Consider the following 13,872-nt stretch of genomic DNA (forward strand, 5'->3'; position numbering starts at 1 on the left):
GGGAGAGCGCTCTTCACCAGAGCCTTTTCGGTACGCCTTTTCGGTACGCCTTTTCGGTACGGCCCCGGCCCGGCTACCCGAGCGTCGCCGCGAGCCGCGCCGTCCCGGCGGTCTCCGGTGTGCCCACCACCCCGGCGGCCTCCAGCGCGAGGAACTCGTCGACCGCCCGGGGGTGGAACTGCACCCCGCGGCAGCGCCGCAGCTCGGCCCGGCACTGCTCCGCGGAGAGTGCCGGGTGCTCGGGGCACGCGGTGCGCATCAGCGCCCACGCGGCGCAGACACCGGCCACCATGCTGGCCGGCAGGCCCGGTTCCTCCGCGTGGCGCCGCACGGCCTCGTTCACCAGCGCGGTCCAGCGCTGGATCTGCCGGTCGAGGTCGGCCGGAGCGCTGCTAGCCGGCGTGGCCGCGATGGGCTGCTCCGCATCCCCCATGACCACGCGGTTGCGGCCGCCGCGTTTCGCCGCGTACAGCGCGCTGTCGGCGGTCAGGAGCAGTTCCTCGGTGGACGCCGTGCCGGGCAGCGCGGCGGCGCCGACCGAGACGGTCACGGTGATCGCCGTACGGCCGTCGACGAGCACCGGAGCGCCGGCGATCCGCGCCCGCACGAGCTCGGCCTGTGCCGCCAGCCCGTCCGGTGCCGCACCGGTCACCAGCACCGCGAACTCCTCGCCGCCGAACCGGGCGACCACGTCGGTGTCGCGGCACGCGTCGCGCAGCCGGCGTGCCACCTCCCTGAGCACCTGATCGCCGGCCGGGTGGCCGTACGTGTCGTTGATGTGCTTGAAGTGGTCCACGTCCACCAGGAGCATCGCGAGCGAGCCGTCCTGCCGGGCCGCCCGCTCGCTCTCCGCGCGCAGCGCGTCGGAAAGGTAGCGACGGGTGTAGATGCCGGTGAGGTCGTCGGTCATGGCGATCCGGCGCTGCGCCGCGATCAGGCCCGCCATGCGCGTGAGCATCAGCAGGAACAGCACGGCCGAGGCGGTCACCACGACGAGGTCCGAACTCGCCGCGTGCCGCAGGTTCTGCACGGCCAGCACCACCGGAGCCACCAGGGTGGCGATCGCCAGCAGCACCACGCGGTACAGCGTCGCGCCGGACCGGCCGTCCACCGGCTCGGCGACCCGCCGCATCGACGGGTGCAACGCGGCCGCGCCGAGCGCGAGGTAACTGACCAGGTACACCGCGTCCGACCACTCGCCGTTCTGGTAGACCCCGTGCAGGGTCAGCAGGCCGTACGCGGTGTCGGCGAACAGCGTCAGACCGAGGTACGCCAGCAGCAGTTGGTAGGAGGCCTGCCGGGCCCCGCCACCGAGCACCAGCCGGATCGCCACGGTGAGCACGCACAGATCCATGACCGGATAGATCGTGGCCGCCGCGCGGTCCAGCGCGGAGAAGCCCGGCGCGGCGACGGCGGGGTGGATGAGGAACACCCACCACAGCACCGCGGCGGCCACCGCGAGGATCGCGGTGTCGACCAGCGCGGCGGTGTTGCGCTGGGGCGTGCGCCGGCGTCCCAGCAGCACGAGCGCGGCGCCGGCGCACACGTACTGCGAGAGGTACAGGACGTTGGCCAGCACGGGATAGTTGGTCTCGCTGCCGGTGGTGGCCACGAAGTAGGCGACGTCGCCGGCGGCGTACATCACCTGGCCGGCCCCGAACAGCCACCAGACCGCCCGGGCCGCCGGCCGGTGCAGCCGGATGCCCACCGCCATCGCGACCGCCGTGCCGGCGCTCACCAGGCAGTAGGACACCACCTGGGCGACGGCGTGCGACGCCGGGACGAGGAAGTGGCCGACGGCCGGCACCGCCGCGGCCAGCAACCACACGATCCACGCCCGCGATCGGGACGTGCGCACGGCCGGCGGGGCCGCTGCGGTCCGCGAGCCGCTGCTCGAAGATGTCACCGCGCCATGGCATCAGCCTCGCGTTGTCGATCGGGACCTTCCCGGTTGCCGGACGGTTGCTCGCGACGCGGGAGGCTCAGCGGTTGTGCTGGATGTGGGTGACGACGGCCTGGCGGCCGGCCCGTGCCTCGGGCACCGGCAGCAGCGGATAGACATGCAGCGCGCCGGGCTCCTCGTGATAGGTCAGCGCCACCTCGGGCGGCATCGCGTCCCGCAGTGCCCGGCAGTCGGCGAGCGTGATGTCCCGGGTACCGACCAGGATCTGCACCGGCGGCAACCCGGCCAGCTCGCCGTGCAGCGGGCTGACCCGCGGGTCCTTCAGGGCGAGGCCGTCGGCCCAGGCCGCGGCCATCGGGCGCAGGCCGGGACGGACCAGCCACGGGTCGAAGGGCTGGATCGCGTCGATCTCCGGGTTGTCCATCGCCAGGTCCAGCCAGGGCGCCAGCAGGGTGAGCCCGCTGATCCCGGCACCGGCGGCCGCCTGGGCGGCCAGCAGGGCCAGCCCGCCGCCCGCGGAATCGCCCGCCAGGTAGCAGCGGCGGCCCTGGGCGACGAGGCCGGCGATCACCCTGGTGACGAAGTCGAGAGCCGTCAGCCCGTTGTGCGCCGGCGCCAGCCCGTAGATCGGGACGTGGACGTCGCAACCGGTACGCGCGGCGATCTCACCGATCAGCGACCAGTGCTCGCCGACGATCTCGCTGGTGTACGCCCCGCCGTGCAGATAGATCACCACGGTCCCGCTCGGCGACGGGCCGGCCTGGACCGTGTGGACGTCGAAGCCGTGGGCGCGCGAGCTGGTGACGGTGAACCGCTTCGTCAGCCGGGCCGGTGGTGCGGACGGGCCCTTGGGCCGGGCCAGGGTGCGCCGGCCGGCCTCCTCGGTGACGAATTTGCGGCGGTACGCCACCCGGGTGAACAGTCCCACGCCTCGCATCTGCCAACTCGACATCGGACGACCGTGCCACCCGATCCGCCGTTGATCAAGTAGCCGAACGGTCAGCCTGATCCGGCCCGACACACCATCGATTCCCATTCTTCGCGGCCCTGGGTAACGCGAGAATGGCAGGCGCCACCGACCATTTTCGGAAAGGGATTCATTGATGCGTAGAACGCTGGGGACAATCAGTGCATTCGCCATCGCTCTGGGCGGGAGCCTGGTCGCCGCCGCGCCCGCACAGGCCGCGCCGTCGCTCCGATTCTCCTACGCGCAGTACGACTCGCCGGGCAGTGACACCCGCAGCAACAAGAGCCTGAACGCGGAGTGGATCTCGCTGGTCAACACCGGCACGACCGCGGTCAGCCTGAAGGGCTGGCAGATCGTCGACAAGTCGCGGACCTACACGTTCGGCAACGTGACGATCGCCGGCAAGGGCGGGAAGGTCACCTTGCACACCGGCAAGGGAACGAACACCAAGACGCATCTCTACTGGGGTTCCGGCAATTACGTCTGGAACAACACCGGGGACACGGCGACGCTGCGGACCAAGGCCGGCAAGACGCACGACACGTGCACCTGGAAACGGAAGTCCGGGCGTACCGGAATCGCCTGCTGAATGACATGCGGCCGGCGGCCCGCAGGGGCCGCCGGCCGGCCGGAGTTACTTGACGGCGCCGGCGGTGAGGCCGGCTTGGATCTGCCGTTGGAAGATCGCGTAGACGACGATCATGGGCAGGATGGAGAGGGTGAGGGCGGCGAACAGGGTGGACCATTCGGCGTGGTAGCCGGCCGAGGTGCTGATGTTCGCGATGCCCTGGGTGAGGACCCATTTCGAGTCGGCGCCGGCGCCCTGCATGATCACGACGGGGAGCAGGTACTGGTTCCATTGGCCGACGATGTTGAAGATGGTGATGCTGATCAGGCCGGATTTGGCCATCGGCATCATGATCTGGAAGAACCGGCGCAGGTGTCCGGCGCCGTCGACCAGGGCGGCCTCGTCGATCTCGTGGGGCAGCGTTTTGAAGAACGCGACGAGGAAGAACACCGTGAACGACAGCGAGTAGGCGATGTAGACCAGGATCAGGCCGGTGAACGTGTTGAGCAGGCCGAGGCTCTGCACGATGCCGAACAGCGGGGCCAGGGCCATGAAGGTCGGGAACGCCAGCCCGGAGACGAACAGGTAGTAGATCGCCCGGTTGCCGGGGAACTTGTAACGGGCCAGGACGTAGGCGGCCATCGAGCCGAGCAGCATGGTGCCGGCGGTGCTGACCGCGACCACGAACACGCTGTTCAGGAAGTACTGCCCGATGTGCGCCTCGCTCCACGCGTCGGCGTAGGTCTTGAACGAGAACGACTCGGGCAGCGCGAACGGCTTGCCCAGGAAGATCTCCGTGTTGTTCTTGAACGAGGCCAGCACGACCCAGATCAGCGGACCCGCCGTAGCGAGGGCCCACAGGAACAGCGAAACGTGCGCGACCCCGTTGAGCGGGTTGATCCGTCGCTGCTTGCCGGTCGTCCGGGCGGACTTCTTGGTGGCCGCGGCGCGAGTAGTGGCTACGTCAGTCATCGTCATCTCCGTCAGGCCTGCACGGCGTCGCGGCGGGTGACCCGCAGGGTCAGCGCGGCGAACGTCAGGGTCAGGAAGAACAGCACCACGCCGAGCGCGGACGCGTAACCGGCCTGCGAGTTCTGGAACGCGTTCAAATAGATCTGCATGCTCAGCACCTGGGTGCTGTTGTCCGGCCCGCCGTGGTTCACCGACATGATGTTGACCAGCGCGAACGCGTCGAACGCCGCGATACCCAGATACACCCAGGCGACCTGCAACGTGTCCCACAGCAACGGCAGCGTGATCTTGAAGAACAGGGTCACCTTCGTCGCCCCGTCCAACGCCGCCGCCTCGTAGATCTCCTCGGCGATCGACCCCATCCCGGCCGAGAACAGCACCACGTAGAAACCGACCGCCTGCCACACCAGCACGACCAGGATGCAGGTCAGCGCCCACTGCTCGTCGGCGAGGAACAGCCACGGCGTCCACGACTCCGGCAGCAAACCGTTGATCATGCCGGACTTGTCCGACCCGAACACCCGCCCGAAGATCACCGCCACGATCGCCAGCGCGAGCAGCTGCGGGAAGAAGAAGATCACCCGGTACACCTTCGAGCCCCACACCCCGCCGGCCTTACGGCCACCGGAGTTGAGCAGGAACGCGAAGAACAACGCCATCGCGATCGTGATGATCGGCATCGCGATCAGCAGATACACGTTGTGACGCAACGCGATCCAGAAGACCGGGTCGTCCCACAGCTTCTGGAAATTCTCCAGACCGATGTAGGTGAAACCGCCGTAGCCGGACCAGTCGGTCAGCGACAACTGGAACATCTGCACGTACGCGCCGACCACGAACACCAGGTAGAGCGCCAGCGGCACGACAAGGAAACCGATGATGAAGGGATACTTGCCGTGCCGCATGACGCCTACCTATCTCGTACTAAACGGGGGGTTTCAGGAGCGGGTGAACTTGGTGATCGACGAGTCCTTGGCGACGGCCTGGGAGGCGGCCTCCATGGTGTCGCAGAACTTCTGCGCGTCGCCGCCCTTGAAGAACAGCTGGTTCGCGGCCTCGCGGGAGGCGTCGTCGAGCTTCTTGTACCAGGTGTCGAACAGGTAGCCCATGAAGACGTCCTGGCCGGCCTTGCTGAGGGCGTCGTTCGCGCTGGTGAGGCCGGGGCTGATGGTGACGCCGTCGGCCGCGCCGGAGACCACGGTCAGCGACTTGGTCAGCTTGGTGAACTCGAGGGCGGCTTCCTTGGAGAGCATGGTCCGCAGGTACTCCTTGCCACCCTGCGGGTTCTTGCCCTTGGCGGCGGCGAAGTAGATCTCACCGGCGGCGGCGTTGATCGCGGTCGCCGGGAGCTTGTCCGACGTGGTGACCGACGGGAAGGCCATCATGGCGTACTCGAAGCCGGCCGGGGTGGACGCGGCCTGCTCGTTCTCCAGCCAGGAGCCGCAGGGGTAGAACGCGACCTTGTCCTGGTTCTGCTGGAGCTGGACCTCGGTGTGCTTGAGGCCGAGGTGGGAGGGGTTGGCGTACTTCTTGCCGACCTCACCCCACGCCGCGGCGGCCTGCTTGACCGCGTCGTTGGTCCACGCGCCCGGCTTCAGGTTGTCGATGTCCTTGAGCACCTGCTCGGTGCCGATCTTCGCCGCGCTGGTCATGATCGCCCGGACCATGTAGTACGACGCGTTCGCACCCGCGTAACTGAACGGCGTGATCCCCGCCGCCTTGATCTTGTCCAGCAGCGCGGTGAAGTCCGCCCACGTCGTCGGGATCGTCCAGCTGTTCTTCTCGAACAGCTTCTTGTTGTACCAAAGCCCGAACACCGTGAACGAGTAGTTCACCGCGAACGGCTTACCGTCATACGTACCCTGCTGCACCGCACCCGGCACCAGAGTCTCCGCGACGGTCTTGCCGGCGATGTCCAGCGACGGCGCCGCGAACAGGTCCGACAGGTCAGCGGCCTGACCGGCCTTCACGATGGCACCGAAGTCCATCAGGTCCGACCCCGAGTTATTGATCATGTCCGGCGGCGACCCCGCGTTCAGCCGCGGCTTGATCGTCGTCGCGACCTGCTGCGTCGCCGAGTACGTGACCTTCGAGTCCGGCCACTTCTTGTTGTACAGCGGAGTGTCCACATCGGTGGCGTACTTCGTACCGAGACCACCATCGAAGATCACAATCTCGATGCCGGCCTTCGGGTCGATACCCAGCGGGTTGTCGGCGGACTTCTCGCCGGTCGCCTGCTTGGTGTCGTCCGAGCTGTCATCCGAGCCGGCACAGGCGCTCAGGAAGCTGACGCCCGGAGCGGCGACCAGGCCGACGGCGGCGGCGCGGCGCAGCAGGGTACGACGGTCCAGAGCGGACTGCGTTATCTCAGACATCGGTGTCCTTTCAGAAAGGGTGGGCGAAAAGGGTGCTGAGTTCCGGTTGGCTAAGGTGCGCTGCCCTTCGCCGCCTTGTGGCCCTGCACCGCCTGGGCGGTGCGCTGGAAAGCGGCGTGGGAGCGTTCGTGGGTCCGCTGCGCGACCGCCACGTACACCAGGTCGCAGACGACCAGCTGCGGGTGCCGGGCGGAGAGTGCGTCCGGGCGGAAGGTCGTCGCCTGGGTCGCGGTGAGCAGGACGATGTCGGCGAGCTCGGCCAGTGGCGAGCGCGGGAAGCTGGTGAGGGCGATCGTGGTGGCGCCCCGGCTGCTGGCCTCGGCGAGCAGCTCGATGGTCTCGCCGGTCTCGCCGCTGTGCGAGATGCCCAGTGCCACGTCGCCGGGTTTCGACAGGGCGGCGCTGGCCAGGCCGTTGTGGGTGTCGGTCCAGGCCCAGCACGGGATGCCGATGCGGTGCAGGCTGAACTGCATCTCCTCGCCGACCAGCGCGCTCCCGCTGGCGCCGAAGATGTTCACCCGCCGGGCCGCGACGATCGCCCCGGCGGCGCGTTCGACCTCGGCCAGGTCGAGCAGGGCGGCGGTGTCGTGCATGGCCTGGGTGTCGGCGGCCATGATCTGGCCGAGCACCCGCTCCAGGGGATCGTTCGGCTGGATCTCCCGGCCGATGTCGACGGTCCAGCCGGCCGACCGGGCGCGCCCGGTCTCGGCGGCGATGCCCAGTCGCAGATCCGCGTAGCCGTCGAAACCCATCGCGCGGCAGAACCGGGTCACCGTCGCCGGCGAGGTGCCGCTGCGCTCGGCGAGCTCCACGATGGTCGCCCGGGAGGCGGCCGCCGGGTCGGCGATGACCTGCTCGGCGACCCGCTTCAGGGCGCCGGTGAACTCCGGGACCAACGTGCGCAGCCGGACCAGCACGCTGTCCGACGAAGAGTGTTCGATGCTCATGTTGCTGAGGAGGCTCATGTTCGTCCCGTTGCCTGCGAGGCCCTGATCGCGAACCACCGAGTCGGCGACCGCAGTCGACGCGGTGCCGTCCATCTCTGGCTCAGCCATCAGACACCCCTTCAGGACTGAGTGTTAACTGTCGCGGTAAAAGTTCTTACTGGCGGCCCCTACCTGTCAAGACTGTGGGCGAAATTTTCAAACCGTTATCTGATCCCGGCGCTGTGCAACGCTCAGCGGAGCGCTTGTTGGCCCTAGTTTGTCACTAAATCCCTGGTCAGAGGGTAGGTCGCGCCGGTATGTACGAGCTGGGCGGATTTGCCGGGTGACCTGGGTCTCGGAGCGGACCCCGGGCCGAGCGGTCCCGTCCGAGACCTGCTGGTAACCCGGGAAACGATCGAGAAAAGAATTCTTATCCGACCCGAGACACGGGGGCTCTCGCGCCGCGACGGCAGGCGCGTGAAAATTTGAGCCATCCGCGTGCCGGGCTCAGGGCACGCCGAAGACGGAGGGTGCGAGTGAGGGGACAGACGACGCGGCCGTACATCGCGCCGGGCCCGGCGCATTTCAGGCGATGGCGACGGTCCAATTCTCTCCGGCGTCGGTTCCGCTGCACGGGTTGAAGCCGTGTTCGCCGGACACGCATACCCGGAAAGTGACTGTCCGGCCCGCGCCGAAATGGTGGGCGAAGCGGACCGGGGTGCCGGCCTCCGGAACACCCCGATGGGTGCCGGTCTGCAGTGACCCGTCAACCCGGACGTAGTGGTATTCCAGGTAGGGCTGGTCGCCCGCGACCCGCCCCACCAGCGTGAACGTGTCGGCGCTGCCGTCGAAACGCGCCTCGGCGAGCACCTTGCTGTCCTGGTCGTAAACCTGCGCGGTGGCCGAAACCCCGGACGGCGAGAATCCCATCGCCGCCACCATCGCGGCGAGCGGAACCATGCTGTTCATTGCTACCTCCGCTGGACGAGGCCGTTTCTTGCGTGTCGCCCAAATCCGGAGGTGAGTTGTTTCGTACCCACGAGTAGCCCAGGAAAAACCCGAAACGAATTCACCAATTCGGTGACCACCCGGGGCCGCCGGCGACGCACTGGCCGGGTGTTCTGCTCGACCGGATACCAGGTGCCGGAGCTGTTCGATGCCCTGCCCGCGCAGGTCCCGGCGGCGACGGTGATCGTCGGGTGCACCACGTCCGGGCAACTCGCGGACGGCGGCGTCGATCGGGTCGGGGTCGCGATGGCGGCGTGGGGCGGCGACGGCTTCGACGTGCGTACCGAAGTCTCGCGAACCGCGAGCACCCGCGTCCGTGAGGCGGGCGCGGACGCCGCGGCCGCCCTCGCCGGCCTCGAGGGCGAGCATCAGGCGCTGCTGCTGATCGGCGACGGGCTGACCGGCAACCAGCACGAGTTCGTGGGCGGCGCGTTCTCCGTGGCCGGCGCCTCGGTGCCGCTGGTCGGCGGGTGCGCCGGGTCGGACTACAGCACGGCGGCGGCGCGGGGGACATGCCAGGTGCCCTGGCCTGAGGACAGACGTCCATGAACCACTGGTCCAACCACCAGCTCACCGAATTCTTCGCCACCGTCTGCGCGCCCCAGGACGAACAGTCCGCGGTCACCGTCGCGGTGGAGCGCGTTGCCGAGGTGCTGGAGACCGAGGTCGGCGCGGTGCTGCGCAACGGCCGGGTACAGGTCGCCTGGGGCGCCAGCCGGAACCGAGCCTGCTGTCCGGAAATGATCGGCCCGCCACGCTCCGCCTGCCCGGGCTCGCCGCGCTGCACGTAACCACCGCACGGTTCGCACCGAGCCGGACAGGTCGCTGCTCGTGGCCCGGGCCGGCGACCCGCTCGACCCCGAGGAGCGGCAGCTGCTCCAGGCCGAGGCGCAGACCCTCGGGCTGGCCCTGGCCAACCTTGTGCTGCTCAGCGCCGAGCGGCGGCTCCGCGAGGAGCGCGAACGGGAGGCCGCCGAGCGCCTGGCTTTGGTGGAGTCGCTGCGCGAGGCCCGGCACGATTCGCTGACCAGCCTGCCGACCCGGGTGCTGTTCCTGGAGATGCTCGCCGAGAAGCTCGGCGGCGGGGCGCCGACCAGTGTGCTCTTGGCGGTCAACGACAGCCTGGGGCACCGGGGCCGGTGACGACCTGCTCGGGCTGGTCGCCGGTCGGATCCGCGGCTGCCTGCGCCCGTCGGACACGGCGGCCCGGATCGGCGGTGACGAGTTCGCGGTGCTGCTCGGCGACTGCCGGGCCGGGCAGGCGGTCCCGGTCGCGCAGCGGCTGATCGACGCGATCAAACAGCCGTTCGCGGTCGGCGGGCAGGAGGTGTTCATCGGCGCCCCTGCGCGACCTGCAGGACCATCGGCGACTTCGGGACCGGGTACTCGTCGCTGTCCTACCTCCAGCGGCTGCCGGTCGACGAGTTGAAGATCGATCGGGCGTTCATAAGCCGGGAGACGCCGACCAAGGCCGACCTCGCGGTGATCCGGACGATCGTCGAGCTGGCCCGGACCCTGGATCTGCGGACGGTGATCGAGACGGCGGCACAGCGGGACGCGATGCGGGTGCTCGGCTGTGACCTGGGACAGGGCTATCACCTGTGCCGACCGGTGCACCCGGAGGACCTACTCCGCAGTGTCGATTCGGCGGCGGCTGCCTGAGCCGGTTCCCGGGCTTCCGGAGACATACGTCAAACTACTCACCGGCGTGTGAGAAAAGGGGGCGTGTGTGACCGAATTCGACAACCAGCGGCGGGGGTCGTCGCGGGCGGACAACCTGCGGCTGACCAGGATGCCGCCACGGCCGCCCCGGGCCGGGTCCATCGGTCCCACGCCCGGGCCGCCGCCCGTCTCACCCCCGGCCGTCGCACCGCCGCCCGTGCCGTCCACGCCACCGGCGCCGCCCCGGAGGCGGCGCGGCTGGCTGGCCGGGCTCGTGGTGCTGCTGCTCGCGGCGGGCGGCGCGGTGGCGTACCGATGGAAGACGGACGCGGCCGCGAGCCTCGTGCCGGCCGCGACCGCCACGCCTCCCCCGCCGTCCGCCGGCGTGCCGTCGGCGGCCGTCAGCCGGAGCCCGCGGCCGGTGACCGGGAAGATCAACCCGGATCTGGACAACCTCTCGCTCCAGGCGATCTGCACCGCCTCGGGTGTCGAGGACGACGCCTGGCAGCCGAAATTCGCCTGCGACGGCGACCAGACCAGCCGCTGGTCCAGCGCCTTCGAGGACAAGCAGTGGCTACGCGCCGACCTCCGGCGCCGCTGGGAGCTGACCACCGTCACGGTCACGTGGGAGCGGTCGTACGCCGTCAGCTACCGGGTCGAGACCTCGCTGGACGGCAAGGCGTGGCAGAAGCTGTACGCCACCGCCAAGGGCAAGGGTGGCAGCGTCACCATCCCGGCGAACGGCCGGGTCGCCCGGTACGTCCGGATGTTCGGGCTCAAGCGGGTCAACCAGTCCGGATACTCCCTGCGGGAGCTGGAGATCCGCTGAGTCTGCGGGACCGGGCGGCCTGGTACTCACACCCGGCCGCCTGGAACGCCCCGGCCGTCGCCCGCACCCGCTCGTCGTCCCCGGCGAGCAGGGCCCCGGCCCGGTCCACGAGGGCCGCCGCCACCGGGTTCCCGGTCACGATCTCCCGGGCCGCCGCGATCCGCTCCGCGGCCCGCGGGTGCCGGGCCAGCACGGCCGCCTCGGCGCGCAGCGCGACGTACCAGTGCAGCCAGATCCAGGTGACCCACTTCCAGACCTCGTCCGGCTCCGGGGCGAGCCGGTCGGCCGCCTCGGCGAACCGGTCCTGGTCGAGCAGCCGGATCGCGTCGAAGACCGCGCCGTAGCCGTACGTGCACTCCGGCGTCACGCCCATCGTCGCCAGCACGCCGAGCCACCGCTCCCGCTCGTCCTCGGCGCCGCGCAGCCCGTGCACCATGGCGACCGCGGCCGCCGCCGGGGCGAGCGCCGACTTGGCCGGGCGGCCGGCCCGCTGCCAGGACTCCAGGAACCGCTCACCGTGCCGCAGCGCCGCGTCGGCGTCGCCCGCGAGCGCCTCGGTCACCACCAGCCAGCAGGTCCCCCGGTGTCCGACTTCGGTCATCAGCGGATGGTCGGCGAGCTGCCGCCCGGACCGCCGCGCGCCGGGCAGGTCACCGGCGCCGAGCGCGGTCTCGGTGGCCATGCCGAGCGCGTCGAGCACCTCGTGCGCGGCGGCCGGGGTGTCCGGGGCGGCGGCCAGCAGGACGATCCGCTTGCGGGCGGTGGCCGCGGTGCCGAACGTGTCGCCGGCCCAGCACCGCGCACCGATCAGCGCGTCGAGCGCGGCCGACTCGGCGAGCGGGTCGCCGAGGCGGTGGGCGAGCTCGACGGCCCGTTCGGCGCGGGCCACCGTCTCCGGTACGTCGTTGTCGGCCGGCCCCTGCGCCGCCCCGAACGCGTCACTGAGCACCCCGGCCTCGGCCAGCGCCACCGCGGCCCGCGCGGCCGGATCCTCCCCGGCCAGCCCGCGCGCCCGCTCGACCAGCTCGACGGTCTCCTGCCGGGCCGGCAACCGCTCGAACTTGCCCCAGAACCGGTGCGTGGTGGTGGCCGCGGTGGCCAGGTCGCACGCGGCGGCCGCCGGGTCGGGGGTGATCTCGGCGGCAGCGAGCAGGTAGCGGTAGGTGTCGTCGCCGCGGATCCGGCAGCCGGCGACGGCGGCGGCCTGGCGGTACATCTCGGCGGCCTCGGCCGGATCGGGGGCCAGGGCGGCGGCCTGCTCGAAGCGGATCTGCGATTCGGAGGCGAGTTTGCGGGCGAAGGTGAGCTCGGCGAGTTTCCGGGTCAGGGGGTAGTCGTCAGACCATGCCTGCGCGGCTCTCAGGTCGTCGGCGACAGCGTCGAACCGCACACGCCAGCCGTACCCGAAATTTCGTATTTCATCGGCCTCAAGCGTGCACCACCGCAAGTGCCGGGCGCGGGCCTCCTCCCACTCCCCCACGGCGGTCAACTGCTCGTTTCCGTACTGCCGGATGGTCTCCAACAGCCGGAATTCCGTCCCGGACGACGGCACGACGACCAGCAGGCTCTGCTCTGCCAGCCGGGCCAGCCCGTCCGCGGTGGCCCCGGCCACCGACGCGGCCGCCTCCAGGGTGAACGGCGAGACGAACACCGACAGCCGCCGCAACAGCGCCTGATCCTCCGGCGCCAGCAACGCGTGACTCCAGTCCAGCGCCGCACGGACCGACCGATGCCGCTCATCGGTCCGCGACCCGCCCTCCAGCATCCGCAGCGGATCCGCCAGCCCGGCCGTCAGCCCGTCCAGCCCGAGCGTCGGCCACCGCGCCGCGGCGAGCTCGATCGCCAGCGCCATCCCGTCCAGCCGGGCGCAGAACGCGGCGATCGGATCCCGCAACGCCTGGTTCGGCGGCCAGCTCGCCGCCGCGGCCCGGTCCATGAACAGCGCCACCGCGTCCGACTCGCCGCCACCGTCCAGCGAGAGCGGCGGCACCGGGTACACCCGCTCGAACGGCACCATCAGCCGCGCCCGGCTGGTCGCCAGCACCGTGACACCCGGGCAGGTCGACAGCAGTCGCTCCAGGAACGGCGCGACACCGTCCCGGACCTGCTCGCAGTTGTCCAGCACGAGCAGCACGTCCCGGTCGGCGAGAGCGTCCACGACCGACTCGGTCATCGCCCGGCCGAGCTGCTCGCCGATGCCCATCGCGGCGGCCACCGCCGCCGCGACCACGCACGGCCCGGGGCCGGTGACCGGGACCAGGTCGACGAACCAGACGCCGTCCGGGTAGTCCCCGCCGATCTCCCCGGCGACCGCCAGCGCGAGCCGGGTCTTGCCGACCCCGCCCGGCCCGACCGCGGTGACCTGCCGGTGCGCCGTGAGCATCGCGGTGAGTGCGGCACGCTCGGCGGCCCGGCCGACGAAGGAGGTCAGTGGGAGCGGCAGCGACCTGGCCGGCGCTTTCGAGAAGGCGGCGAGGGCGCGACGGTCGGTGACGTCCAGTTTGCGCAGCAGGGCGGAGACGTGACTCTCCACGGTGCGCACCGAGATGAACAGCTTCGCCGCGATCTCGGCGTTGCTCAGATGCTGCCCGACCAGGGACAACACCTCGGCCTCACGCGACGAGACGTCTGCGGCAGTCATCCGGCCATTATCCGTGGTCGT

The 13,872-nt window shown here is 70.4% G+C and carries 15 protein-coding genes; 7 read left to right on the forward strand and 8 right to left on the reverse strand.

Annotation, left to right across the window (positions count from 1 at the left end):
• Positions 1 to 73: 73 nt before the first annotated feature.
• Entirely contained in the window at positions 74 to 1,906 is a 1,833-nt protein-coding gene (locus tag Aiant_RS00980; protein ID WP_189334063.1) for a GGDEF domain-containing protein, read from the reverse strand.
• A 76-nt stretch (positions 1,907 to 1,982) separates the two neighbouring features.
• Positions 1,983 to 2,855: an alpha/beta hydrolase fold domain-containing protein gene (locus Aiant_RS00985; RefSeq protein ID WP_189334062.1), complete on the reverse strand. Its 873-nt coding sequence runs from the start codon at positions 2,853 to 2,855 to the stop codon at positions 1,983 to 1,985.
• Between the two features lie 151 nt (positions 2,856 to 3,006).
• Here Aiant_RS00985 and Aiant_RS00990 point away from each other — a divergent pair, with 151 nt between their 5' ends.
• Positions 3,007 to 3,459 carry a lamin tail domain-containing protein gene (locus Aiant_RS00990; protein WP_189334061.1) on the forward strand — a complete coding sequence of 151 codons (453 nt, stop codon included), beginning with the start codon at positions 3,007 to 3,009 and terminating at the stop codon, positions 3,457 to 3,459.
• Between the two features lie 45 nt (positions 3,460 to 3,504).
• On the opposite strand, the gene Aiant_RS00995 is transcribed toward Aiant_RS00990, so the two are convergent.
• The 5 genes from Aiant_RS00995 to Aiant_RS01015 form a co-directional block, all read right to left on the reverse strand.
• Entirely contained in the window at positions 3,505 to 4,410 is a 906-nt protein-coding gene (locus tag Aiant_RS00995; RefSeq protein ID WP_212846896.1) for a carbohydrate ABC transporter permease, read from the reverse strand.
• An 11-nt stretch (positions 4,411 to 4,421) separates the two neighbouring features.
• Positions 4,422 to 5,315, reverse strand: coding sequence for a carbohydrate ABC transporter permease (locus Aiant_RS01000; protein ID WP_189337034.1), 894 nt, complete (start codon positions 5,313 to 5,315; stop codon positions 4,422 to 4,424).
• A 33-nt stretch (positions 5,316 to 5,348) separates the two neighbouring features.
• Complete coding sequence (gene ngcE / locus Aiant_RS01005) at positions 5,349 to 6,785, reverse strand: N-acetylglucosamine/diacetylchitobiose ABC transporter substrate-binding protein (protein WP_212846898.1); 1,437 nt, start codon at positions 6,783 to 6,785, stop codon at positions 5,349 to 5,351.
• 50 nt (positions 6,786 to 6,835) lie between these two features.
• A complete protein-coding gene (locus tag Aiant_RS01010; RefSeq protein ID WP_189336956.1) occupies positions 6,836 to 7,840 on the reverse strand; it encodes a MurR/RpiR family transcriptional regulator in 1,005 nt (334 codons plus the stop codon).
• 456 nt (positions 7,841 to 8,296) lie between these two features.
• Positions 8,297 to 8,671 (reverse strand): hypothetical protein, encoded by a 375-nt coding sequence (locus Aiant_RS01015; protein WP_189336955.1) that lies wholly within the window; start codon positions 8,669 to 8,671, stop codon positions 8,297 to 8,299.
• Positions 8,672 to 8,827: 156 nt separating this feature from the next.
• Between Aiant_RS01015 and Aiant_RS01020 the strand changes: the two genes are divergently transcribed.
• The 6 genes from Aiant_RS01020 to Aiant_RS01040 all read left to right on the forward strand — a co-directional run bounded on the left by Aiant_RS01020 (position 8,828) and on the right by Aiant_RS01040 (position 11,210).
• Entirely contained in the window at positions 8,828 to 9,268 is a 441-nt protein-coding gene (locus tag Aiant_RS01020) for an FIST N-terminal domain-containing protein (RefSeq protein ID WP_229831501.1), read from the forward strand.
• Positions 9,265 to 9,510, forward strand: a complete 246-nt coding sequence (locus Aiant_RS01025) for a hypothetical protein (protein ID WP_194505993.1) — start codon at positions 9,265 to 9,267, stop codon at positions 9,508 to 9,510. The genes Aiant_RS01020 and Aiant_RS01025 overlap by 4 nt, the downstream gene beginning before the upstream one ends.
• Positions 9,511 to 9,550: 40 nt before the next feature.
• Entirely contained in the window at positions 9,551 to 9,862 is a 312-nt protein-coding gene (locus Aiant_RS46410) for a hypothetical protein (protein ID WP_280528260.1), read from the forward strand.
• On the forward strand, positions 9,816 to 10,148 hold the full coding sequence (locus Aiant_RS01030) for a GGDEF domain-containing protein (RefSeq protein ID WP_280528261.1): 333 nt from the start codon (positions 9,816 to 9,818) through the stop codon (positions 10,146 to 10,148). Before Aiant_RS46410 ends, Aiant_RS01030 begins: the two co-directional genes overlap by 47 nt.
• The gene (locus Aiant_RS01035; RefSeq protein WP_229831504.1) at positions 10,130 to 10,381 is read left to right on the forward strand and encodes an EAL domain-containing protein; all 252 of its coding nucleotides are present in this window, start codon (positions 10,130 to 10,132) and stop codon (positions 10,379 to 10,381) included. The genes Aiant_RS01030 and Aiant_RS01035 overlap by 19 nt, the downstream gene beginning before the upstream one ends.
• 67 nt (positions 10,382 to 10,448) lie before the next feature.
• Positions 10,449 to 11,210, forward strand: coding sequence for a discoidin domain-containing protein (locus Aiant_RS01040; RefSeq protein WP_189336953.1), 762 nt, complete (start codon positions 10,449 to 10,451; stop codon positions 11,208 to 11,210).
• Here the strand turns inward: Aiant_RS01040 and Aiant_RS01045 are convergent.
• Positions 11,167 to 13,851: a LuxR C-terminal-related transcriptional regulator gene (locus Aiant_RS01045; protein WP_189336952.1), complete on the reverse strand. Its 2,685-nt coding sequence runs from the start codon at positions 13,849 to 13,851 to the stop codon at positions 11,167 to 11,169. The two genes, Aiant_RS01040 and Aiant_RS01045, sit on opposite strands and share 44 nt — an antisense overlap.
• Between the last annotated feature and the right edge of the window lie 21 nt (positions 13,852 to 13,872).

Origin of the sequence: Actinoplanes ianthinogenes, assembly GCF_018324205.1 — a bacterium.
Classification (GTDB): Bacteria; Actinomycetota; Actinomycetes; order Mycobacteriales; family Micromonosporaceae; genus Actinoplanes; species Actinoplanes ianthinogenes.

Excerpts from the sequence above, each read along its gene's own strand:
- Aiant_RS00985 (WP_189334062.1), bottom strand. The coding sequence starts at position 2,855 with ATGTCGAGTTGGCAGATGCGAGGCGTGGGACTGTTCACCCGGGTGGCG.
- Aiant_RS00990 (WP_189334061.1), top strand. The coding sequence starts at position 3,007 with ATGCGTAGAACGCTGGGGACAATCAGTGCATTCGCCATCGCTCTGGGC.
- Aiant_RS00995 (WP_212846896.1), bottom strand. The coding sequence starts at position 4,410 with ATGACTGACGTAGCCACTACTCGCGCCGCGGCCACCAAGAAGTCCGCC.
- Aiant_RS01000 (WP_189337034.1), bottom strand. The coding sequence starts at position 5,315 with ATGCGGCACGGCAAGTATCCCTTCATCATCGGTTTCCTTGTCGTGCCG.
- ngcE (WP_212846898.1), bottom strand. The coding sequence starts at position 6,785 with ATGTCTGAGATAACGCAGTCCGCTCTGGACCGTCGTACCCTGCTGCGC.
- Aiant_RS01010 (WP_189336956.1), bottom strand. The coding sequence starts at position 7,840 with ATGGCTGAGCCAGAGATGGACGGCACCGCGTCGACTGCGGTCGCCGAC.
- Aiant_RS01015 (WP_189336955.1), bottom strand. The coding sequence starts at position 8,671 with ATGGTTCCGCTCGCCGCGATGGTGGCGGCGATGGGATTCTCGCCGTCC.
- Aiant_RS01025 (WP_194505993.1), top strand. The coding sequence starts at position 9,265 with ATGAACCACTGGTCCAACCACCAGCTCACCGAATTCTTCGCCACCGTC.
- Aiant_RS01045 (WP_189336952.1), bottom strand. The coding sequence starts at position 13,851 with ATGACTGCCGCAGACGTCTCGTCGCGTGAGGCCGAGGTGTTGTCCCTG.